This window comes from Streptomyces iakyrus (assembly GCF_000717055.1).
In the GTDB taxonomy this organism is placed as follows: Bacteria; Actinomycetota; Actinomycetes; order Streptomycetales; family Streptomycetaceae; genus Streptomyces; species Streptomyces iakyrus.
Genome location: NZ_JNXI01000013.1, coordinates 46,293 through 67,950, shown reverse-complemented (window position 1 = coordinate 67,950; position 21,658 = coordinate 46,293). Strand labels below are relative to the sequence as shown.

The 21,658-nt window shown below is 73.7% G+C and carries 16 protein-coding genes and 2 tRNA genes; 10 read left to right on the top strand and 8 right to left on the bottom strand.

Annotated features, from left to right (window positions below):
- Positions 1-387: 387 nt before the first annotated feature.
- Positions 388-4,620, top strand: a complete 4,233-nt coding sequence (locus OO68_RS48310) for an nSTAND1 domain-containing NTPase (protein WP_033309813.1) — start codon at positions 388-390, stop codon at positions 4,618-4,620.
- A gap of 187 nt (positions 4,621-4,807) precedes the next feature.
- Here OO68_RS48310 and OO68_RS20225 read toward each other — a convergent pair whose 3' ends face one another.
- The 4 genes from OO68_RS20225 to OO68_RS20210 all read right to left on the bottom strand — a co-directional run bounded on the left by OO68_RS20225 (position 4,808) and on the right by OO68_RS20210 (position 7,404).
- Positions 4,808-5,380, bottom strand: coding sequence for a GNAT family N-acetyltransferase (locus tag OO68_RS20225; RefSeq protein WP_033309812.1), 573 nt, complete (start codon positions 5,378-5,380; stop codon positions 4,808-4,810).
- A 101-nt stretch (positions 5,381-5,481) separates the two neighbouring features.
- Positions 5,482-6,027 carry a DinB family protein gene (locus OO68_RS20220; protein ID WP_033309811.1) on the bottom strand — a complete coding sequence of 182 codons (546 nt, stop codon included), beginning with the start codon at positions 6,025-6,027 and terminating at the stop codon, positions 5,482-5,484.
- Between the two features lie 9 nt (positions 6,028-6,036).
- Entirely contained in the window at positions 6,037-6,501 is a 465-nt protein-coding gene (locus OO68_RS20215) for a hypothetical protein (protein WP_033309810.1), read from the bottom strand.
- Between the two features lie 36 nt (positions 6,502-6,537).
- Positions 6,538-7,404: a bifunctional DNA primase/polymerase gene (locus OO68_RS20210; RefSeq protein ID WP_033309809.1), complete on the bottom strand. Its 867-nt coding sequence runs from the start codon at positions 7,402-7,404 to the stop codon at positions 6,538-6,540.
- A 368-nt stretch (positions 7,405-7,772) separates the two neighbouring features.
- On the opposite strand from OO68_RS20210, the gene OO68_RS20205 reads away from it, so the two are divergent.
- The 6 genes from OO68_RS20205 to OO68_RS20180 all read left to right on the top strand — a co-directional run bounded on the left by OO68_RS20205 (position 7,773) and on the right by OO68_RS20180 (position 13,231).
- Positions 7,773-8,099 (top strand): hypothetical protein, encoded by a 327-nt coding sequence (locus tag OO68_RS20205; RefSeq protein ID WP_033309808.1) that lies wholly within the window; start codon positions 7,773-7,775, stop codon positions 8,097-8,099.
- A 158-nt stretch (positions 8,100-8,257) separates the two neighbouring features.
- Positions 8,258-9,172 carry a bifunctional MaoC family dehydratase N-terminal/OB-fold nucleic acid binding domain-containing protein gene (locus tag OO68_RS20200; RefSeq protein WP_033309807.1) on the top strand — a complete coding sequence of 305 codons (915 nt, stop codon included), beginning with the start codon at positions 8,258-8,260 and terminating at the stop codon, positions 9,170-9,172.
- The gene (locus OO68_RS20195) at positions 9,169-9,552 is read left to right on the top strand and encodes a MaoC family dehydratase (RefSeq protein ID WP_033309806.1); all 384 of its coding nucleotides are present in this window, start codon (positions 9,169-9,171) and stop codon (positions 9,550-9,552) included. The genes OO68_RS20200 and OO68_RS20195 overlap by 4 nt, the downstream gene beginning before the upstream one ends.
- The gene (locus tag OO68_RS20190; protein ID WP_033309805.1) at positions 9,549-10,721 is read left to right on the top strand and encodes a lipid-transfer protein; all 1,173 of its coding nucleotides are present in this window, start codon (positions 9,549-9,551) and stop codon (positions 10,719-10,721) included. Before OO68_RS20195 ends, OO68_RS20190 begins: the two co-directional genes overlap by 4 nt.
- Positions 10,722-10,854: 133 nt before the next feature.
- Positions 10,855-11,415, top strand: coding sequence for a SigE family RNA polymerase sigma factor (locus OO68_RS20185; protein ID WP_033309804.1), 561 nt, complete (start codon positions 10,855-10,857; stop codon positions 11,413-11,415).
- Between the two features lie 160 nt (positions 11,416-11,575).
- Positions 11,576-13,231, top strand: a complete 1,656-nt coding sequence (locus tag OO68_RS20180; protein WP_033309990.1) for a long-chain fatty acid--CoA ligase — start codon at positions 11,576-11,578, stop codon at positions 13,229-13,231.
- A gap of 30 nt (positions 13,232-13,261) precedes the next feature.
- Here the strand turns inward: OO68_RS20180 and OO68_RS20175 are convergent, their stop codons facing one another.
- Positions 13,262-14,464, bottom strand: a complete 1,203-nt coding sequence (locus tag OO68_RS20175; RefSeq protein WP_033309803.1) for an MFS transporter — start codon at positions 14,462-14,464, stop codon at positions 13,262-13,264.
- 129 nt (positions 14,465-14,593) lie between these two features.
- Between OO68_RS20175 and OO68_RS20170 the strand changes: the two genes are divergently transcribed.
- Positions 14,594-15,172: a TetR/AcrR family transcriptional regulator gene (locus OO68_RS20170; protein ID WP_033309802.1), complete on the top strand. Its 579-nt coding sequence runs from the start codon at positions 14,594-14,596 to the stop codon at positions 15,170-15,172.
- Between the two features lie 50 nt (positions 15,173-15,222).
- Here OO68_RS20170 and OO68_RS20165 read toward each other — a convergent pair whose 3' ends face one another.
- The gene (locus tag OO68_RS20165) at positions 15,223-19,830 is read right to left on the bottom strand and encodes a response regulator (protein ID WP_078625377.1); all 4,608 of its coding nucleotides are present in this window, start codon (positions 19,828-19,830) and stop codon (positions 15,223-15,225) included.
- Positions 19,831-20,167: 337 nt separating this feature from the next.
- The gene (locus tag OO68_RS20160) at positions 20,168-20,683 is read right to left on the bottom strand and encodes an SSI family serine proteinase inhibitor (protein WP_033309801.1); all 516 of its coding nucleotides are present in this window, start codon (positions 20,681-20,683) and stop codon (positions 20,168-20,170) included.
- A 185-nt stretch (positions 20,684-20,868) separates the two neighbouring features.
- On the opposite strand from OO68_RS20160, the gene OO68_RS20155 reads away from it, so the two are divergent.
- Together OO68_RS20155 and OO68_RS20150 are read left to right on the top strand one after the other, a co-directional pair.
- Positions 20,869-20,959: transfer RNA gene (locus tag OO68_RS20155), tRNA-Ser, on the top strand.
- A 209-nt stretch (positions 20,960-21,168) separates the two neighbouring features.
- Positions 21,169-21,241 (top strand) — tRNA-Arg (locus tag OO68_RS20150).
- Here OO68_RS20150 and OO68_RS48745 read toward each other — a convergent pair.
- Positions 21,200-21,514, bottom strand: coding sequence for a tyrosine-type recombinase/integrase (locus OO68_RS48745; RefSeq protein ID WP_403551789.1), 315 nt, complete (start codon positions 21,512-21,514; stop codon positions 21,200-21,202). The genes OO68_RS20150 and OO68_RS48745 overlap by 42 nt on opposite strands.
- Positions 21,515-21,658: the final 144 nt, after the last annotated feature.

The window sequence follows — 21,658 nt, the reverse complement described above, 5'->3', positions numbered from 1 at the left end:
TCACCCCTGTACGTCGCTCCGAAGCGGTACGGCAGGGCGACCATAGCTGACGGGTCGTCATTTATCCAGGGTCCGAGAGCGCTCCTCGACCGGGGGTGAACCGGACGGTCCGCCGGGGTTGCGGGGCGGGGTCCCCCGGGGAGGATCACCACGTCGTCCGGTACCGGTCCCTCCCCTCGTGGGGACCGGTACCGGACGGTGGGGCTGTCGTCGTCCGGCTCGGACGGCAGCTGACCGGATGAGCCCGCTGGTGCGTCCGGATCCTGCCATTTTCGGCCACCGGGGAGGAGGTTCCGGCGTCCAGCAGGCGGCATTACCGCAGGTCAGCCATATAAAGTGAGCTTTCCGGTCCGGACGTCCAGGCGTGGGAAGTAAGGAGCTGAGACCTTGAGTTCCGACTCAGGGGCACGCACCGCCTTCGCGGAACGCCTCGCACTGCTGTACAAGGAAGCCGGCAACCCTCCTCTCAAACGGGTGTCCGAAGCGGTCGCCCGGCTCCAGCGGATCGACGAACGCGGGCGGCCCGTGCGGGTGTCCGCCCAGCGCATCAGCGACTGGCGGCGGGCCCGGAACGTACCGGCCCAGTTCCCCGCTCTCGCGGCCGTGCTCCAGGTGCTGATCCCCGAGGCGCGGCGCTCGCGGCCCACGCCGGTCTCCCCCGGCCTGTACGACCTCGGCCAGTGGCAGCGGCTCTGGGAACGTGCGGTGGCCGACCCGGTCGGCGAGCGCCCCGCGGCGTCCGCGGGCGAGGAACGGTCCGCGGAGGCGGCCGCGTCCGCGCCGGGCGGGGTGTGCCCGTACCGCGGGCTGGCCTCCTACCGTCGGGAGGACGCCCGGTGGTTCTTCGGCCGGGAGCGGAGCACGGACGCGCTCGTCACCCAGCTCGGGGCCGCCGCGGACACGGGCGGCCTGGTGATGCTCGTGGGCGCGTCGGGGGCGGGGAAGTCCTCGCTGCTGAACGCCGGTCTGGTGCCGGCCCTGCGGGGCGGTGCGCCGGGCGGGGACGACGGCGACGGCAGGGGCGGCGGCGGCAGCGGTAGCGGCGGCGGTGGCCGGGCGCGGCACGTCGTGCAGCTCGTACCGGGGGGTGATCCGCTCGCGGAGCTGTGCCGCCGCATCCCCGAGCTGGCGTCCGTCCTGCTGGCCCCGACGACGGCCCCGTCGACGGCCTCGACGACGGCCTCGACGACGGCCTCGGCGACGGCCTCGACGACGACCCTGCCCGGCGGAGCCTCGCCCCGGCCGGATGCGGCCGGAGATGCCCCCGGGCCATCCCCCACGGAGAACCCCGCCCCTCAGGAGCCCGCCACCCGACCGGCCCCGGACGCCGACCACCACCCGGCCCCGGCCCCGGACCCCGACCACCCACCGGCCCCGGACCCCGACACCGCCCGCGCCGCCGTCGCCGCCTGGGCCCGGCGCGTGGCTCCTTCCGGGGCCCGTCCGGTCGTGATCGTGGACCAGTTCGAGGAAACGTTCACGCTCTGCCCCGACGAGGCGGACCGGCGCGCCTTCATCGAGGTTCTGCACGCCGCCTGCTCGCCCGCCGGCCCCGGCGAACCGGCCCCGGCGGTCGTGGTGCTGGGCATCCGCGCCGACTTCTACTACCGCTGCCTGCGATACCCCGAGCTGGCCGACGCGCTCCAGCACCGGCACATGGTGCTCGGGCCGCTGACCACGGCGGAGCTGCGCGAGGCGGTGACCGGCCCGGCCAAGGCCGTCGGCCTGGAGCTGGAACCGGGCCTCGCGGAGCTGATCGTCCGGGAGGTCAGTGCCGACGGCCTGCGTCCGGCGCACGATGCGGGCGTGCTGCCCCTCCTCTCGCACGCCCTGCTCGCCACCTGGCAGCGCCGGAAGGGGGGCCGGCTCACGCTGGCCGGCTACCGCGCGGCCGGCGGCATCCAGGGCGCGGTCGCGGCGACCGCCGAACGGGCCTGGGCCGGCCTCGGTCCGGCCGCGCGCACGGCCGCCCGGCTGCTCCTGCTCCGTCTGATCCGGCTGGGCGAGGACACCCAGGCCACGCGCCGTCGCGGAACCCGGGACCAGCTGGCGCGGGAGTCGGCCGACCCGGGCAAGACCGAGGAGTCCCTCGAAGCGCTGGTCCGCGCCCGGCTGGTGACGCTCGACGCGGAGACCGTGGAGATCACCCACGAGGCACTGCTGCACGCCTGGCCGCGGCTGCGCGACTGGATCGACGAGGACCGGCAGGGCAATCTGCTGCGCCAGCGCCTGGAGGAGGACGGCCGGGCCTGGGAGGAGTCCGGCCGCGACACCTCCCTGCTCTACCGGGGCTCCCGGCTGGAGCAGGCCCACACCTGGGCGAGATCCGCCGGGGACACGTTCCTGACCCGCAGCGCGGTGGAGTTCCTGGCCGCGTCCGTGCGGCTGCGCAGACGGATCATCTGGATCAGCCGGGGCGCGGTGGCGGCGCTGGTCGTACTGGCGTTGCTGGCCGGCGGGTCGGCCGTCGTCGCCTGGAAGCAGCGGGACGCGGCCGTCTTCGAGCAGGTGCTCGCCCAGTCCGACCGCGTCCAGCACACCGATCCGTCGCTGTCCGCGCAGCTCGACCTCGTGGCGCACGGGCTGCGGCCCGACGACAAGGGCGCGAACAGCCGCCTGATCTCCATCGTGAACGCCCCGCTCTCCACCCCCCTCACCGGCCACACGGGCGCCGTCTACCTCACGACCTTCAGCCCGGACGGACAGGTCCTGGCCACCGCCAGCTACGACCGGACCGTACGGCTGTGGGACGTCGCCGACCCCAGGCGCCCCGAGCCGCTGGGCAGGCCCCTCACCGGTCACACGAGCTGGGTGAGCAGCGCGGTCTTCAGCCCGGACGGCCGGACGCTGGCCAGCGCGTCCGACGACGGCACGATCCGGCTGTGGGACGTGACCGACCCCGGGCGCCCCAAGCCGCTCGGCGAGCCCCTGACCGGCCACGACGGCACGATCTACCTGATCGCCTTCAGCCCGGACGGGCGCACGCTGGCCTCCGCCGGCGACGACCGCACCGTCCGGCTGTGGAACGTGGCCGACACGAGCCGGCCGCGGGCCCGGGGCGAGCCTCTGACCGGGCACACGGCAGCCGTGCGGTCGGTGGCGTTCGGCCCGGACGGCCGGACGCTGGCCGCGGGGGGCGACGACGGCACGATCCGGCTGTGGGACGTGTCCGGCCCGGGGCACCCGGAGCCGGCCGGGGCGCCGCTGACCGGTCACACCGCCACCGTGCACTCCGTGGCCTTCAGCCCCGACGGGCGCACGCTCGCCAGCGGCAGCGCGGACGGCGCCGTACACCTGTGGAACATGGCCGGTCCGGGCCGTCCGGCCGCGGTCGGCGCGCCGCTCACCGGCCACACCGCGCCGGTCTGGTCCGTGGCGTTCAGCCCGGACGGGAACATGCTCGCCGCGGCCAGCGCGGACAGCACCGCGAGCCTGTGGAAGGTCAGCGATCCGGAGCACGCGTCGCAGGTCGGAGGGCCCCTGGCGGGCAGCAGCGGCGAGATGTACGCGCTCGGCTTCAGCCCTGACGGGCGTACGCTCGCCACCGGGGCGGGCGACAACAGGGTCCGCCTGTGGTCGCTGCCCACGTCGGACATGACCGGCCGGACCGGAGTGTTCCGGCCGGACGGGCGGCTGCTCGCGACGGCGGCCCGGGACGGGCGGATCCGGCTGTGGGACGTGCGGACGCCCGGCAGGCCGATCCGTCTCGGAGAACCGTTCCGCCCGGGCAAGGGCGACGTGCGCTCCCTGGAGTTCTCCCCGGACGGCCGCACCCTCGCGGTGGTGACGGGCGACCGGGTGGTGGAGCTGTGGAACCTCGGCGACCCCGAACGCCCGGTCCGCCACGGCTCCCCCGCACCCTTGCGCATCCGGTTCGCCGACCCACTGGCCTTCAGCCCCGACGGGCAGATCCTGGCCACCGCCTACGACGACCGCACCATCCGGCTGTGGAACATCGGCGACCCGGCCCGGCCGCGCCCGCTCGGCACTCCCCTCACCGGCCACAAGGGCTACATCAACCACCTCGTGTTCAGCCCGGACGGCCGGACGCTCGCCAGCGGCAGCGCGGACGGCACGATCCGGCTGTGGAACGCGACCGACCCGGGCCGGGTGCGGCTGACCGGGGCGCCTCTGCGCGGCCACCTCGGAGCGGTCAACGCACTCGCCCACAGCCGCGACGGCCGCATCCTGGCCAGCGCCGGCGACGACAACTCGGTCCGCCTCTGGGACATCACGGACCCCGCCGGGGCAACCGAGCTGGCGCGGCTCACGGGCCACACGGAGGCGGTCGTGTCGCTGACGTTCAGCCGGGACGGCCGCACCCTGGCCAGCGGCGGCAACGACAGCACCGTCCGGCTGTGGAACGTCTCCGACCCAGCGCACGCCACCGCGATCGGCCCGTCGATGAGCCCCAACGCCAAGACCGGCACCTTCCTGGCGTTCAGCCCGAACAGCCACATGCTCGGGGTGTCGAGCGGTGCGGACACGATCCGGCTCTGGGACCTCGACGTCGACACGGCCGTCCGCCGCATCTGCTCGATGACCCGGGGCGTGCTGACGCCGGACACCTGGCGGGAGTACCTGCCCCGGCTCTCCTACGATCCGCCGTGCGACGGCTGACGAGTTCGTCCCGTCCAACGGGGCGGAGAATCACGGCAGTTCAGTGATACCAGTCACAACCGGGATTTCCTGACGGGTAGTCGGCTCGCGGTGGGCAAGCGCTTGTTACCCTTGGCCATAGCTCGACCGCTGGTGCATCCCCCGTCGCCAGCGGTCGAGCCTTTTTCAGCGTGGGGTCGAACCCATGTCAGCGCAGGTCGAGGCGCATCAGAATGCGGGGGTGACCGGCCAGGACCGAGGTCGTGTCCGCCGCGTGGACGAAGCCGGCGCGCTCGAAGTTCTTCCGCAGACCCGCGTACGCCATCGTCAGATCGACCTTGGCGTCGCCGTTGTCCAGGGGGTACGCCTCGATCGCCGGTGCGCCCCGGTCGCGGGCGAACCCGACCGCGCCGGCGATGAGGGCGTGCGAGATGCCCTGCTTGCGGTGGCCGGGGCGGACCCGGACGCACCAGAGCGACCACACCGGCAGGTCGTCGATGTGCGGGATCTTGCGGTTGCGGGCGAAGGAGGTGCCCGCGCGCGGGGCGACGGCGGCCCAGCCGACCGGTTCGTCATCGTCGTAGGCGAGGACGCCCGGGGGCGGATCCGCGCTGCACAGCTGGGCGACGTACGCGCCGCGGGCCGGGCCGCGCAGTTCGTTGTTGAGCCGGGAGGGGATCCGGTAGCTCAGGCACCAGCAGACGTTCGCTCCGGGCGACTTCGGCCCGAGCACGGCACGGACGTCCTCGAAGTCCGTGGCCGGGCGAACGTCGATGCTCATGCCCCCACGATGTCACGACCCGGGCGGCCGCGCCCCGGGAGCCGGGGACACGGCCCGGGTGAACCGCGTCGTACGCATCGCGGCAGGTCACAGGCCTGCCGTTAGTGATGTCGACGTACCGGTACGGCGGACGCCGTCCGCAGCAGCCGCAGTTGGCCTATCTCGCTCACGTTCTTCATCAGCTCCGCGTTCACCCACGCCACCATGTGCTCGACGGTGTGCCCGGGATCGTTCGGCCAGGGGAACGGGGCCGTGGCGTCCAGGTCCTCGTCGGTGAGGTCGTCCAGGGCCTTCAGCCACTGGGCGCGCAGGCCCCGCAGCCAGTCGACCGTCGGCGCGCCCTCACCGGGCCAGACGACGTCTGCCCGGTCGCGGGGCGGGCGGCCCTGTACGTGGTCGAGGGTGACGCTCCACCACCATCCGATGTGCCAGCTCACCCACCCCAGGGTGGGCACGGGGACCGGGTCGGGCTCGGTGTCCGCCCAGTCCGGGACCCAGGCGCCGTCGGGGCCCCGGCGCATCGTCCAGCAGTACTCCGCGGGCTCCCAGAGGAAGTCTTCGGGCTCCAGCCGCTCCAGGTGGTACTCGAACAGTGACCAGGTGAACTCGAACTGCCAGCGGGGCAGTTCCGTACGGGAAGCGCTCATCGGACGACCCTACGGGGGCGCCGGGGCGTCCCGGGCCAGCACGGCCCAGTCGAGGTCGCGCAGCGCGGTATCGGCGTCGCAGTCGGAGGGCAGGCGGGGCGTGGACTGGAACCAGACGACCGTCAGGCGCGAGCGGTAGGCGACCGGGTCGCGGGCGGGGTCCAGGGCCGCCGAGTGGAACGTGCCGAGGCAGGCCACGGCGGGCAGCACCTCGACCGGCCCGAGGCCGCCCGCGTACTGGTCGGGGTACTCGCGCCGGGGCGGGACGAGGTGCACCGGCGTGCCCGGGCGGGACCGCTCGGCGGCGTGCAGGAGGCTGCGGATGCGCAGGTCGTTCAGCGGCTTGCAGGGGTAGCCGTCGAGCAGGTCGCCGTACGTCGACGAGAACCGCAGCTCGGCGAGGTCCACCGGGCGGCCGGAGGCCAGGACGAGGCGGGCGAGCGCCAGGGCCGGCCGTTTCGCGTGGAGGTGCATCGAGGTCTTTCGGTGGTGGTCATGGGCGGAGCCGGTTCACGGCCGGTGCCCGGTCATCCGTGCCGCCGAGGCGATCGTCGCCCGGGCCTCCCGTTCGGACAGGCCGGTGGCCCGGGCCGCGTCGGCCAGCGGATCCACGAGCGCCGGGCCGATGCCGTCCTCGTAGGCCCGGCAGGCCGCCCAGAACAGGCGGGTGTTGCGCTGGCCCTCGTGGGCGGCCAGGACGAACTGGACCAGGCCCTGGCCGTGCCCGCCGGCCGAGGCGGGCAGCGGGTGGTGGGCGCGGGGTGGCGGGAGGAGCAGCCGCAGGAGGGAGCGGGGGCAGGGGGCGGGGGCCAGGTGCGCGGTGCCCGGGGCGGCGGCGTACACGCCCTGGCCGGTGCGGGAGCCGGGGCCTACCAGGTAGCCGCCCGCGCCCCGGATGTCGATGCCGGGGGCGAGCCGGCCCGCCGAGTTGGGGACGACCACCTCGGGCGGTCCGCTCAGCCACAGGTGCCGCCCGCCGGACGGGGTCACGACGACCACGGTCGGCGGGATCGTGAAGAGGTGCCGCAGCGCCAGCTCGCGCAGGGCGGCCGAGGAGTCCGTGCCGGTCTTCACGTCCAGGTCGAGGCCGATCAGATGGTGCGGGGGCAGTCCGCAGGCGATGCCGTAGCCGGTCGCCCAGGGCGCGGCGGCGAACAGCTCGCGGATGCGGTCCGGGTCGCTGGAGGCGTCGTAGACCCCGTGCCCGAGGCGGCCGCACGCGCCGTGGCAGGGGGAGGGCGCGGGGTCGTCGCGGTGCGGGGAGCGCAGGGCCGGGAGCTTGGAGCGGGACAGGGGGAGGACGGCCAGTCCGCGTTCGGCGGCTGACAGGGCGTGTGCGAGGGCCAGCGTCGTGGCCTGCCGGTCGGTGGTGGCCATGACTCTAGTTTCGTATGTACGTTCGAAAAAGGAAAGGGGGAACGGGTGCGACGCGCCGGGGCCGGGCGGCGGCCGGGAAGGCTGCTGGAACGCTTCATCCCTTGCGGCATCCGGATTCGAACGCTCCCTTTCGCTCCCATCCGGTACGGAAGTGACGCACAGGGGTTTATCGACTTGTCCTCACGCTTGCGTGCGAATAGCGGCTTCCGGTGTGGCTCGCCGGGGATTCGGTGGGCAACTCTGGACTCGCGACGTCGAGCACCGCACCGGGGCGGTCGGCCAACTTCCCTGGTGGCAGCAGTGATTCACGCACGACGGCCAGGGGCCGGTGCGTCCTCGATTCCGAACAGTCCTGGAGGGACAAGAACATGGCAAGCATCCGTACCGCCCGCGTCATCGCGGCCGTCTCCGCCCTTCCGCTCGCGGCCGCCCTCTTCACCGGCGTCGCGACGGCGGACAACGGCGCCTTCGCGGACAACGGATCCATCGCGGCCGTCGAGGAGGCCGAGCAGGGCATCCTCGGCAGCGGCGTCGGCGGCGACAACTTCGGCAACTCGGCCACCACTCAGCAGCAGGCAGGTGGCGACGGCGCCTCGAACCAGAGCAACACCGCCCAGGTCAACGGCACGGAGCCCACGGCCGTCATCCAGGGCAACGACAACACCGCCGTCAGCTTCGCCCCGCTGTGGTGGTGAGCTGAGCGGGCCGGTGCGGCGGCACCGGCCCGGGTGCTGTGGGGTGTGCTTCGTGGGGTCACAACGTCTGAGCGGCGGTACTCCGGTACCGCCGCACAGGCGTTCTCGCGTCTTCTGGGCCTTGACGGCGCAATAAATCTGACGGACAGTCAGAAACCGTGAGTGGTGAGCCGGAGGTCCACGAGGAGTTCGAGGCGCGCCTGAAGGCCTACGAGGGCCTCCCGGCCGCCGCCACCGGGGTCGGCCGCGACCTCGTCAACGAGCCGATGATCAGGCACTGGTGCGAGGCCATGGGCGACACCAGCCCCGCGTACACGGGCCCCGACGCCATCGCCCCGCCCACCATGCTCCAGGCCTGGACCATGGCCGGTCTCACCCACCGGCCGGAACGCACGGCCGCGTACGACGAACTCCTCACGCTGCTCGACACGTCGGGCCACGACGCGGTCGTCGCCACCGACTGCGAACAGGAGTACCTGCGCCCGCTGCGCCCGGGCGACCGGATCACCTTCGACTCGGTGATCGAGTCGGTGTCCGCCCGCAAGACCACGAAACTCGGGGCCGGCTACTTCGTCACCACCCGCACGGACGTCCGCGCGGGCGGCGAACTCGCCGGCACCCACCGCTTCCGCATCCTCAAGTACGCCCCCGCACACCGGTCTTCGAAACCGGTGGAACGCCGCCCCCGCCCGGTCGTCAACCGCGACAACGCCGGCTTCTGGGAGGGCGTCGCCCGCCACGAACTGCTCATCCAGCGCTGCACCGCCTGCCGCGCCCTGAGGTTCCCCTGGCTGCCGGGGTGCAACGCGTGCGGCTCCCCGGACTGGGACACCGTGGCGGCGAGCGGCGAGGGCACGGTCTACTCGTACGTCGTCATGCACCACCCGCCCTTCCCGGCCTTCGAACCGCCCTACGCGGTCGGCCTCGTCGAACTCGCCGAGGGCGTGCGGATCGTCAGCAACGTGGTCGGAGTGCCGTACGACGAGGTGCGGATCGGCATGGCGGTGCGGCTGGAGTTCCGGCGGTACGACGAGGAGCTGGAGCTGCCGGTGTTCCGGGGGGTGGGCCCGTGAAGGCCGGTGACCGCCTCCCGCCCCTGGAGATCCCCGTGACCCGGACCCTGATCGTCGCCGGGGCGATCGCCTCCCGGGACTACCAGGACGTCCACCACGACCCGGAGCTCGCCCGGCGCAAGGGCTCGCCGGACATCTTCATGAACATCCTGACGACCAACGGCCTGGTCGGCCGCTACATCACCGACCACTTCGGCCCGCGTGCGCAGCTGCGCCGGGTCGCCATCCGGCTGGGCGCGCCCAACCACCCCGGCGACACGATGGTGCTCACGGGCACGGTCGAGGAGGTCGAAGGCGACACGGTGACCGTCCGGGTCACCGGCGCGAACGGCATCGGCAAGCACGTCACGGGCACGGTGACGGTGAGGGTCCCGGCATGAGCCGGCGAGGGCGGGACGGTCTCGGCGGGCGTGCCGCCGTCGTCGGTGTGGGGGCCACCGCCTTCACCAAGGACTCGGGCCGCAGCGAGCTGCGCCTCGCCGTCGAGGCGGTGCGGGCGGCCCTCGCGGACGCCGGGCTGACCCCGGCCGACGTCGACGGGATGGTCACCTTCACGATGGACACCAGCCCCGAGATCACCGTCGCCCAGGCGGCGGGCATCGGGGAGCTGTCCTTCTTCTCCCGCGTCCACTACGGCGGCGGCGCGGCCTGCGCCACCGTCCAGCAGGCCGCCCTGGCGATCGCCGCGGGCGTCGCCGACGTGGTCGTCTGCTACCGGGCGTTCAACGAGCGCTCGGGCCGCCGCTTCGGCTCCGGGGTGCGGCACCGGGAACCGTCGGCCGAGGGCGCGGCCCTGGGCTGGTCCCTGCCGTTCGGCCTGCTCACCCCGGCCTCGTGGGTGGCGATGGCGGCCCGGCGCTACCTGCACACCTACGGGCTGACCCCGGAGGCGTTCGGGCACGTGGCGGTCACCGGCCGGAAGTACGCGGCGACCAACCCGGCGGCCCACTTCCACGGCCGGCCCATCACCCTGGCCGACCACGCCGCCTCCCGCTGGATCGTCGAACCGCTGCGGCTGCTCGACTGCTGCCAGGAGACGGACGGCGGCCAGGCCCTCGTCGTCACCTCCGCCGAACGGGCCCGCGACCTGCCCCACCCGCCGGCCGTGATCGCCGCGGCCGCCCAGGGCGCCGGACGCGCCCAGGAGCAGATGACGAGCTTCTACCGCGACGACCTGACCGGGCTGCCCGAGGCCGCGGTGGTCGCCCGGCAGCTGTGGCACGCCTCGGGGCTCGCCCCGGCCGACATCGACGTCGGGATCCTCTACGACCACTTCACGCCGTTCGTGCTGACACAGCTGGAGGAGTTCGGCTTCTGCGGCCCCGGCGAGGCGGCGGACTTCGTGGCCGGGGAGCACCTGCCGCTCAACACGCACGGCGGTCAGCTCGGGGAGGCGTACCTGCACGGCATGAACGGCATCGCGGAGGCCGTCCGGCAGATCAGGGGGACGGCGGTGAACCAGGTGCCCGGGGCGCAGCGGGTCCTGGTGACGGCGGGGACGGGTGTGCCTACGTCGGGACTCGTACTGACCGCCGCCCCCCAGGGGTGAACCCGCAGTACCCCGGGTCCACCGCTCCACCTACAGGAGGTGCAGCGGGCCCTACCCCTACAACCTGAGGGGGACCCCGCTTCGGGACCTGCGGCCGATCCGCTCGCAGTGCCCTCGCTCATAGCGTTGAGCCATGACCACACTCGTCTGCACGAGCGCTTCGAAGGCGGCCGGACCAGCGGCGCAGACCCTTCCGTACCCGTCGTTCTCGTCGTACGTCAGGGCCCGCCAGCCGGTGCTGCTGCGTACCGCCCGCTCGCTCACCGGCAACCCGAGTGACGCGGAGGACCTGCTGCAGACCGCCCTCACCAAGACGTACGTCGCCTGGGAGCGCATCGAGGACCACCGCGCACTCGACGGCTATGTGCGCCGGGCGCTGCTGAACACCCGGACCTCGCAGTGGCGCAAGCGCAAGGTGGACGAGTTCGCCTGCGACGAGCTGCCCGAGCCGGACCCGGTGCCCGGCGGTGACGACCCGGCCGAGCAGCAGGCGCTGCGCGACGCGATGTGGCGGGCGATCATGCGGCTGCCCGACCGGCAGCGGGCGATGGTGGTCCTCAGGTACTACGAGGACCTCAGTGAGGTCCAGACGGCCGAGGTGCTCGGCGTCTCGGTGGGCACGGTGAAGTCGGCCGTCTCCCGGGCGATCGGCAAGCTCCGCGAGGACGCTGAGCTGGGACTTGTCCGCCAGTGAGGCGGTGTTCCGCCCGCTTGTGAGCTGACCCTCCGGCATGGCGTGATCTGATCGATCACCCGCCCCTAGTGACATACCACGCGGTATGTGCGCAGAATCAGCGCAACCTTTACCACCGCGTAGGCAAAGTCGCCCCCGGGAGGACGCCGTGCTGAGCACCATGCAGGACGTACCGCTGTTGATCTCAAGGATCCTGACCCACGGGTCGACGATCCACGGGACGTCGCAGGTGACCACCTGGACCGGTGAGGACGAGCCGCACCGCCGCTCCTTCGCGGAGATCGGCGCCCGCGCGGCCCAGCTGGCGCACGCGCTGAAGGACGACCTCGGCGTCACCGGCGACGAGCGCGTGGCGACCCTCGCCTGGAACAACGCGGAACATGTCGAGGCCTACTTCGCGATCCCGTCCATGGGTGCGGTCCTCCACACCCTGAACCTCCGCCTCCCTCCCGAGCAGCTCGCCTGGATCGTCAACCACGCCGCCGACCGCGTGATCATCGCCAACGGATCGCTGCTCCCCCTGCTCGCTCCGCTGCTGCCGCACCTGAAGCCGGTCGAGCACGTGGTCGTCACGGGCCCCGGAGACCGCTCCCTCCTCGACGGCGCGGCCGTCGGTCACATCCACGTTCACGAGTACGAGGACCTGATCGCCGGCAAGCCGACCTCGTACGACTGGCCCGAGCTGGACGAACGCCAGGCCGCCGCCATGTGCTACACCTCCGGCACCACCGGCGACCCCAAGGGCGTGGTCTACAGCCACCGCTCCGTCTACCTGCACTCCATGCAGGTCAACATGGCCCAGTCGATGGGCCTGACCGACGAGGACACCTCCCTGGTCGTGGTCCCCCAGTTCCACGTGAACGCCTGGGGCCTGCCGCACGCGACCTTCATGACCGGCGTGAACATGCTGATGCCGGACCGCTTCCTCCAGCCGGCCCCGCTCGCCGCGATGATCGAGAGCGAGCGGCCGACCCACGCCGCCGCCGTCCCCACCATCTGGCAGGGCCTGCTCGCCGAGCTGACCGCGAACCCCCGTGACGTCTCCTGCCTCGGCCAGGTCACCATCGGCGGCTCGGCCTGTCCGCCCTCGCTGATGGAGGCCTTCGACAAGCTGGGCATGCGGGTCTGCCACGCCTGGGGCATGACGGAGACGTCCCCGCTGGGCACGATCGCCCGTCCGCCGGCCGGGGTGGCGGCCGGCACGGAGGAGGAGTTCGCCTACCGCCTCACCCAGGGCCGCTTCCCGGCCGGCGTCGAGGGCCGCCTGACCGGCCCCGGCGGCGAACGCCTCCCCTGGGACGGGGAGTCGGCCGGCGAGCTGGAGGTGCGCGGCCCCTGGATCGCCGGTGCCTACTACAACGGCCCCGACGGCGAACCCCTCCGTCCCGCCGACAAGTTCAGCGAGGACGGCTGGCTCAAGACGGGCGACGTCGGCACGATCTCCGCCGACGGCTACCTCACCCTCACCGACCGGGCCAAGGACGTCATCAAGTCCGGCGGCGAGTGGATCTCCTCGGTGGAGCTGGAGAACGCCCTGATGTCCCACCCGGACGTCGCCGAGGCGGCCGTCGTGGCCGTCCCCGACGACAAGTGGGGCGAGCGCCCTCTGGCCACCGTCGTCCTCAAGGAGGGTTCCACCGCCACCTTCGAGACCCTGCGCGCCTTCCTCGCCGACGAGGGCAAGATCGCCAAGTGGCAGCTCCCCGAGCGCTGGACGATCGTCGAGGCGGTCCCGAAGACGAGCGTGGGCAAGTTCGACAAGAAGGTCCTGCGCAGGCAGTACGCGGAGGGGGAGCTGGACGTCACCAGCCTCTGACCTACCGGCGGACCGCCGTACGGCAGCACCTCACCGGCGTACGGCGGTCACGCCCCACCCCAGCACCAGCCACACCCCCGCCACGACACACACCCCTTCCCACCCGAAGTGGCTGAAGGCGCTCCCCGCGAGGGCCGATGCGGCCGCGCCGCCCGCGAAACCGGCGACGACGTAGGCGGTGTTGGCCGTGGCGGGGGTGGAGGTCGCGGTCAGGGCCAGGGTCTGGTTGGCGACGTGGGAGGCGACCAGGGCCGCGTGCACGGCGACCGCTGCGGCGAACAGCGCCCCCAGCACCTGCCCGCCCAGCCAGAACAGCGGCACCGAAACGGCGGCGATCAGGTACGCGGAGCGCACGACCCGCGCCGCCCCGAACCGGTCCACCAGCCCGCCCGCCAGCGGCGCCACCGCACTCGCGGTCAGCCCGAAGAGCCCGAACAGCCCGGCGGTCGCGGTGGACAGTCCGTACTGCGGACCGGTCAGCAGCAGGGCCAGCGAGGTCCACAGCGCGCTCCACGCGCCGAACATCCCGGCCTGCCGCACACACGCCCGCCACAGCTCCGGCGAACTCCGCAGCACCGACGGCAGCGCGACGAGCCCGGCGAACAGCGGGCCCTCCCGGCGCCTCCGCGACGGCAGGACCACCGCGGTCGCGAGCCCCAGAGCGAGCGTGAGCACGGCCGCACCCGCGAACACCCACCGCCAGCCGAACGCCTGCCCGGCCAGCCCGCCCAGAACCCGGGCCGCGACGATGCCGGTGAACAGGCCCGCGATGACCGCCGCGACATGCCGGGCCCGCCGCTCGGCGGGGGCCCGCTCGGCGACCAGCGGGACGAGCAGCTGGGGGATCACGGTCGCCGCCGAGGCGACGAACACCGCGGCCGCGAGGGCGGCGGTGCCCGGGGCGGCCGCACTGGCACCCAGCGCGAGCGCGGTGACGAGCGTGAGCCCGGCGACCAGCCGGCGCCGGTTCGCGCTGTCGCCGAGCGGCGCGAAGAACAGCAGCCCGACCGCGTAGCCGAGCTGGGCGACCGAGGCGATCCAGGCGATGGCCGAGGGCGCCGAACCGAAGTCGCGGGCCATGAGCGGCAGCAGCGGCGCGGCGAGGTAGATGTTGGCGGCGGTGACCGCGCTGCACACGGCGAGCAGCGTGAGGAAGAGACCGGGGGCGGGGGTACGGTCCTGCCGCGCGGGGGCGGCGGTGCCACGGACCGGGGTGGTGGTCGCTGACGGCATGGGAGGGGACTCCTTGGAGTCGGCTCTAGCAACTAACTGGTTGGTTGGTAAAGGAGGGAACAGTCTGAGCCGCCCCGCCATTCCCTGTCAACCAAACAGTTGGTTACCCGGCGCGCTACCCTCTCCCCCATGGCAGCAAGGGACCCCGAGGCCACCAAGGCCCGGATCTTCGAGGCGGCGGTCGCCGAGTTCGCCCGGCACGGCATCGCCGGCGCCCGCATCGACCGCATCGCCGCCGCGGCGAAGGCCAACAAGCAGCTCATCTACGCCTACTTCGGCAACAAGGCCGAGCTGTTCGCGATCGTCCTCGAGAAGAAGATGCTCCACCTCGCCGAGGCCGTCCCGGTCGACCCGGACGACATCGAGAGCTGGGTCGACCGCCTGATGGACTACCACGCCGCCCACCCGGAGCTGCTGCGCCTGCTCTTCTGGGAGGGCCTGGAGTACGGCAGCACCGAGCTGCCCCACGAGTCCGACCGCCAGGAGCACTACGCCCGCAAGGTCGCCGCCCTCCACGAGGGGCAGCGGCGCGGAGCCGTCACGGACGCCATTCCGGCGGCCGACCTGCTGTTCCTGCTGACCGCCCTGGCCAACTGGACCGCCGTCGTCCCGCAGATGCGGCGCATCCTGGTCGGCGACGGCGAGTCCGAACGGGACCGTCTGCGGGCCTCGGTGAAGGAGGCCGCGCGCCGGCTGACGGCCCGGTAGGACCACCGCACGGAATTCAGTCGGTCCCGGTGCTCAGTTGTTCCCGGTGCTCAGTTGTTCCCGATCCGGCTGAGCAGCTCGACGATCCGGGACTGCACCTCGGAGCTGGTGGACCGCTCCGCGAGGAACAGCACCGTTTCTCCGGAGGCCAGCCGCGGTAGGTCCGCCTGGTCGACGGCGGCCGTGTACACGACGAGCGGGGTGCGGTTGAGCTGCCCGTTCGCCCGCAGCCAGTCGATGATCCCGGCGTACCCCTCCTGCCGCCGGTGCACCTGAAGCAGGTCCATCACGACCAGGTTCGGCCGGAACTGGCCCGCCAGCGTCACCGCGTCCGCGTCACTCGCGGCCCGCGCGACCTGCATGCCGCGCCGTTCCAGCGTCGCCGTCAGAGCCAGCGCGATCTCCGCGTGCTCCTCGATCAGCAGCACCCGCGGCGGGTGCTGCTCACTGTCGCGCGGCGCCAGCGCCTTCAGCAGCACGGCCGGATCGGCGCCGTACGCCGCGTCCCGCGAGGCCTGCCCGAGCCCGGCCGTGACGAGGACGGGCACCTCGGCGGCAACGGCGGCCTGCCGCAGTGACTGCAGTGCCGTCCGCGTGATCGGCCCGGTCAGCGGGTCGACGAACAGCGCCGCGGGGAAGGCCGCGATCTGCGCGTCGACCTCCTCGCGCGAGTTCACGATCACCGGCCGGTAGCCGCGGTCGCTGAGCGCCTGCTGGGTGCTGACGTCCGGCGCCGGCCACACCAGCAGCCGCCGCGGGTTGTCCAGCGGCTCGGGCGGCAGCTCGTCGTCCATCGGCTGCGGCCGCGGCGGATCCGCCACCTCGACGGCCCCGCCGGGCCCGTCCAGCGGCTCCGGTCCTTCGGCGGCGTTCTCGTCCGGCGCGCCTATGGCGTACGACCGTCCGCCGCCCTCGGTCATCTGCGCCAGGCGCGACTGACCCGCGAGGGACGGCTGGGCCGGAACGGGGGCGGTGGCCGGTGCGGCGACCGGCGGCGGTGTGTGCTCGGCCGCCGGATGCGGCCGAGCGGCCTGCTCCGGGCGGGGCGCCTGCTGCTCCGGACGCGGCTGCCCCTGCTCCGGGCGGGCCGCCTGATCCGTACGCGTCGCCGGGTCGGGCGGCGTGCCGAGCTTGCGGCGCCGTCCTGATCCGCCCGGCTGGTGCGGGGGAGGCGTCGCCGTCTGCTGCGGGTGCGGGGCGGACTGCGGGGCCGGCACGGCCGAAGGCTGCTGGACCTGGACCGCCTGCCGGTTGAACGGCACGCCCTGGCCCAGCGTCCGCACACTGATCGCCCTCCCTTGCGTCGAGTTCGGGTCGACGGGCGCGGCGGCTTCGGCGGGCAACGGCTGAGCCGCGCGCGGCGCTCCCTCCGGCGGCAGTGGGGTGCCCGGGACGGGCGTGTGCTGCTGCGCGGCCCGGGGCGGCGTGCCATTCGGGGGCGCGGGGTGTGCGGCACCGGCCCCCGACGGGTCGTCGGCGGCGGGCCAGGGCTGGGAACCGGGCTGCCGGGCCGCCGTCGCCTGGGCGGGCATGCCCTGGGGCGGGGTGCCCTGCCCGGGGGCGGCCTCCGCGGGGAGCGGCCCGGCGGGCGGCTGCTGACCCGGCGCGGCGGCGACGCCCTGCTGCGGCAGGGGCTGGGACGGCGCGGGGGGCTGGACAGCCTGCCCCGGCAGGGCCGCCTGCACACTCTGCCCGAGCCCGCCCTGGGCGGGGACGGACACGGCCTGCGGCGGGGTGCCGTGCGGGACGGTCCCCTGCGCGGGAGCCGGTACGCCCTGCGGCGGCACGGCCGTACCCGGCGCGACGGGGGAAGCGGCGACGCCGGCCTGGACCGGAGCCACCTGGCCCGCCCCGGCAGGCACAGAACCTGCGGCTGCGGAACCAACAGGCACGGAACCCGCAGGCACGGAGCCCGCAGGCGCCGGACCCGCCTGGGCGGCATTCACCGGTACCTGCGCCCCGGCGCCCTCGGCCGGCTGCGGCGCGGCGACGGCCCGTCGCCGGCGGCCGGTCGGCGCGCTGGTCGGGTGCGGCTGCGGCGGAGTGTGATCGGCGGACTGGTCGTGCGGGACGGCGTCGTGCCGCCCCTCCTCGACCGCCCCGTCACCGGCGGCGCCCACACCGGGGAGCGGCCCGGCGCCCTGCTCCGGAACCGGCACCTGCCCCTGAGCGGGCACCGCACCCGGCGCCCCCACCGGCCCGTCGGCGACCGGCTGCCCTGCTTCGGCCGGAGCCTCCTGCCGGGCGGGCGCGGGCTCGGGAGCGGTGGCGGTGGCGGGGGCCGGGGTCTGATCGGCCTCGGCCGGCGGCAGCGCGAACACCGGACGCGGCCCGGCCGCCTCCTGGGCCGCCGCCGCCCGCTCGTTGGCGGCGGCCAGCGCACGCCGCCGACGCCCGGTCGGCTGCTGGGCCTGCCCCTGAGCCGCGTCGGACGGACCGGGGGCCTCGCCACCGGACGACGGCGCGGGCAGCGCCGGCGGCAGCGCGGCCTGCTCACCGGGTTCACGTCGGCCCCGCCGGCCGGACGGCGCGGGCACACCCTGCGGCGGCACGGTCCCGCCCAGGCCGGTGTTCGAGGCGGCGGCGCCCGCCGCATGTTCGGCGGCCGTCACCACGGCCCCCTCGGCGACCCCCTGGACGGCGCTGCCGACGGCACCCGCACCGGCGTCCTCCGCCGCGCGCCGCCGTCGCCCGGTGCCGCCCGACGCGCCGCCCTCACCGGACGCCTGCGCCGGAAGGGCCGCCTGCTCCCCGGCGGCCCGGCGCCTGCGCCGCCCGGTGGGCGCGGCCCCGTCGGCTCCGGGACCACCGGCCGCCTCGCCCTCACCACCCGGGACGTCTCCGTCCAGGAACGCGTCGGTGGTGGCCCGCCGCGCCCGGCGCCGCCCCCCACCGGACGTCTGCCCAGCGGCATCGACGGCAGCGGGCTCGACGGCCGCGGGGTCGACGAGAGCGAGCGCGGCGGACTCGTCCACCGGCTGGACGGCAACCGCCCCGGCCCCGCCCCCGATCGGCACCTCAAGGACGTACGCGCTCCCGCTCATCCCCGGCACGTCGTGCGTCTGCAGCACACCGCCGTGGGCCCGGACGATCCCGCGCACGATCGGCTCGTGCACGGTGTCGCCGCCGGCGTAGGGCCCGCGCACCTCGATGCGGACGACCTCGCCACGCTGCGCCGCCGCCACCACGACGGTGTTGTCCAGGTAACCGCCCGCCGACACGGGCGTGTTGCCGGTCGCGTCGACCCCCGCCACGTCCGCGACGAGATGCGCGAGGGCGGTCGCGAGCAGCCGGGGATCGACCTCGGCCTCGATGGGCGGTGCGTGCACGGCGAACTGCACCCGCCCGGGCCCGATGAGCTCGACGGCCCCGTCGACCCCGGCGGCGACGACGGCGTCCAGCATCACCTTCGTACGGGCGATGTCCTCGCTGCCGGCGTCGAGCCGCTGGTACCCGAGGACGTTGTCGATCAGTGTCGTGATGCGCGCGTAGCCCGCCGAGAGGTGGTGCAGCACCTGGTTGGCCTCGGGCCACAGCTGCCCGGCGTCGTCGGCGGCCAGCGCGGCCAGCTCGCGGCGCAGCTCGTCCAGCGGGCCGCGCAGCGACCGGCCGAGCAGGGTCAGCAACTGCTCGTGCCGGGCGGCGAGCGCCTCGAAGCGGTCCTTCTCCCGCTCCCCGAGGGCGGCGTACCGCTCCTCGTTCGCGGCGAGCTCCTCGGCGTGCCGCTCGGTGAGCTCCTCCACCTCGGTGACGTGCTGCTGGCGCAGCGCGGTCAGCTCGGAGGCGTGCTCCTCGGCGACCCGCTCCAGTTCCTCGGCGTGCCGCTTCTCCGCCGCCTCCTTCTCCTCGACGACGGCGTCGTAGGGCCGCCGGTCGGTGAAGGTCATGACGGCGCCGACGAGCTGGTCGCCGTCGCGCACGGGCGCGGTCGTCAGGTCGACCGGCACCTTGCCGCCGTCCTTGGCGTACAGCACCTGGCCGCGCACCCGGTGCTTGCGCCCGGAGCGCAGGGTGTCGGCGAGCGGCGACTCGTCGTAGGGGAAGGGCGTGCCGTCGGGGCGGGAGTGCAGCACGAGGTCGTGCAGTTCGCGCCCGCCGAGATCGCTGGCCCGGAATCCCAGTATCTGGGCGGCGGCCGGATTGACGAGCACGATCCGGCCGTCGGTGTCGGTCCCGACGACGCCTTCGGCCGCGGCCCGCAGGATCATCTCGGTCTGCCGCTGGGACCGGGCGAGCTCGGCCTCGGTGTCCACGGTCCCGGTCAGGTCCCTCACGACGAGCATGAGCAGCTCGTCACCGCTGTACCCGTAACCGTCGTAGGCCTGCTGGCCGTTCTCCAGATTCGCACTGGTGACCTCGACGGGGAACTCGGTCCCGTCGGTCCGGCGCGCGATCATCCGGGTCGGCTTGGTCCGGGCCTGCGGGTCGAGGTGTTCCGGGCGCCGCATGGAGCCGGGGATGAGCTTGGAGTCGAACTGCGGCAGCAGATCGAGCAGCCCGCGCCCCACCAGAGCGGTCCCCGGGGTCTCGAAGGCCTCCAGGGCGATGGTGTTGGCGTTGACGACCGTCCCATTGGCGTTGACCAGCACCAACGCGTCGGGAAGCGCGTCCAGTATGGCTGCGAGGCGAGCAGCGCCTCGGGATGGCCTGCTGCTCACGAGACGCTTCCTCCCTGTTACCGCACCTTGCCGACCGCTCGGGCCATCTTGCCAACCGTCCCGCGGCGTGTCACGCGAGGGAGTCTAAGGGCTGCGGTTGCGCTCGCGACGCCGGATGGGAGCGACGTCGCACGAGGAAGTGACGCCGAACTGACGACCGAGTAACCGCCAAACGCCCGCCCTCCTGCGACGACGTCGCGAGACCTTCGCGGGACCTTTACGACGACGGCGTTTCTGTACCTTTTGGCCAGAGTGGCGTGATGAGGGTGGGCAGTGGCGCAGAAAGGAGCCGTCGGAACGGCCCGCCCTGTCTGCCGCACGGGAGTCGCCCGATGGCTCAGGCCCTGGCGCTCCGGTCGCCCCCCATGCCCGGCAGCAGCGGCACGAGCCGGTCCCAGCGGGAGATCTGGCAGCCGTCACGGCGGTCGTACGTGGCGTCGACGGGCCGTCCGGCCCAGGTGCCGGTGACGTGCGCGGTGGCCGGGCCGCCGTACTGCATGGTGCAGAAGCCGCCTTCCGGCGCGGGCGCGAAGACGTCCTGCCCCCACCGCGCGTCCCGCTCCAGGACGGCACAGGCGCCGCGCGGGTCGGGGTGGCTGCCCCCGTCGGGGCCGCAGTACAGCTCGAACGTCCCGTCGGCCCCGCCGCCGGCGTTCCGCACGGTGATGGTGAGGTGATCGCGGTCCGGGCCGCTGGGGCCGGCCGGGGACAGCAGTCCGGTCCCTCCGGCCTGGGCATACGCGGCCGGGGGCGCCGCGGTCAGCGACCCGGCGGCGGCGACGGAGGCGGCGGCACCGATGAGGAGGCGCCGCAGGACGGGGCGGGCGGTGGCCCGGGGAGTGGCACGCAACATGCCCTGACTAACGCGATGCGGCCCCGGATGTTGCGCGCCGCCACACGAGCGGAGGCCCGCACGGGCCTGACAAGGCCTTTGCCCTGCGCCCTTCCCGCCTAGTACCGTGGGGGTCGATTGGTGACAGCACGCTCGACTGTGTCATCATCGGCACGCACCGCTCGCGCTCGCGCGGGAGTGATGCTGGAGGCGTCGCCTAGTCCGGTCTATGGCGCCGCACTGCTAATGCGGTTTGGGCCTTAAAGCCCATCGAGGGTTCAAATCCCTCCGCCTCCGCACTCGATCACGAAGCCCCGGTCACCCGACCGGGGCTTCGCTGTCGTTGCCCTCCGGGAGGGCGCCCGAAGGAGCGGCCGGAAGTGCCGTTTCCGCAGCTCACAAGGGGTGCGGCTAACGGATTTCACATGGCGGCGGCAGTCATGTAATGTTCTTCCTGTCGCCGCGAGCGAGCCGGAAGGCCCGAGAGCGGCGAAAAAACAGAACAAGCACTCGTAGCTTAACGGATAGAGCATCTGACTACGGATCAGAAGGTTGCAGGTTCGAATCCTGCCGAGTGCACAGCAAACCAGAGGCCCTGTGGAGTGATCCACAGGGCCTCTGGCTTTTGTCTCGACCGCAGTGCTTGACGGCAACCGCCTTTGCGAGCCGATCAGACTGCTCCGTGATCAGGCGGGCGTCGGCGCCCTGTTCGTGAAGCAGCGAGGCGCACGTGTGACGCAGGTCGTGAAAACGGACCCTGCGGACGCCAGCGCGGACGCACAGCGCCTCGAAGGAGCGGTTCAGGGGACGCCTGGGGCTCGCGGCTGCGGTATGCGCGGTACCGGTGACCACGGCCTTCTTCGCCTGGAGTGGATGGATTCTCTCTGCGAAGCGGCTCGCTTGGGTGGTCTTGCTCCCGTTCGCGGTCTCCGCCGCCGTCCTGGCTGCGGCCTATTCGGTGATCGCGACCGTTTACCTCCCGCGTCTGTTCACTTC

Excerpts from the sequence above, each read along its gene's own strand:
- OO68_RS20205 (WP_033309808.1), top strand. The coding sequence starts at position 7,773 with ATGGCAAGCATCCGTACCGCCCGCGTCATCGCGGCCGTCTCCGCCCTT.
- OO68_RS20185 (WP_033309804.1), top strand. The coding sequence starts at position 10,855 with ATGACCACACTCGTCTGCACGAGCGCTTCGAAGGCGGCCGGACCAGCG.
- OO68_RS20215 (WP_033309810.1), bottom strand. The coding sequence starts at position 6,501 with ATGCACCTCCACGCGAAACGGCCGGCCCTGGCGCTCGCCCGCCTCGTC.
- OO68_RS20225 (WP_033309812.1), bottom strand. The coding sequence starts at position 5,380 with ATGAGCATCGACGTTCGCCCGGCCACGGACTTCGAGGACGTCCGTGCC.
- OO68_RS20190 (WP_033309805.1), top strand. The coding sequence starts at position 9,549 with ATGAGCCGGCGAGGGCGGGACGGTCTCGGCGGGCGTGCCGCCGTCGTC.
- OO68_RS20170 (WP_033309802.1), top strand. The coding sequence starts at position 14,594 with ATGGCAGCAAGGGACCCCGAGGCCACCAAGGCCCGGATCTTCGAGGCG.
- OO68_RS20220 (WP_033309811.1), bottom strand. The coding sequence starts at position 6,027 with ATGAGCGCTTCCCGTACGGAACTGCCCCGCTGGCAGTTCGAGTTCACC.
- OO68_RS20160 (WP_033309801.1), bottom strand. The coding sequence starts at position 20,683 with ATGTTGCGTGCCACTCCCCGGGCCACCGCCCGCCCCGTCCTGCGGCGC.
- OO68_RS20175 (WP_033309803.1), bottom strand. The coding sequence starts at position 14,464 with ATGCCGTCAGCGACCACCACCCCGGTCCGTGGCACCGCCGCCCCCGCG.
- OO68_RS20180 (WP_033309990.1), top strand. The coding sequence starts at position 11,576 with ATGCAGGACGTACCGCTGTTGATCTCAAGGATCCTGACCCACGGGTCG.
- OO68_RS20210 (WP_033309809.1), bottom strand. The coding sequence starts at position 7,404 with ATGGCCACCACCGACCGGCAGGCCACGACGCTGGCCCTCGCACACGCC.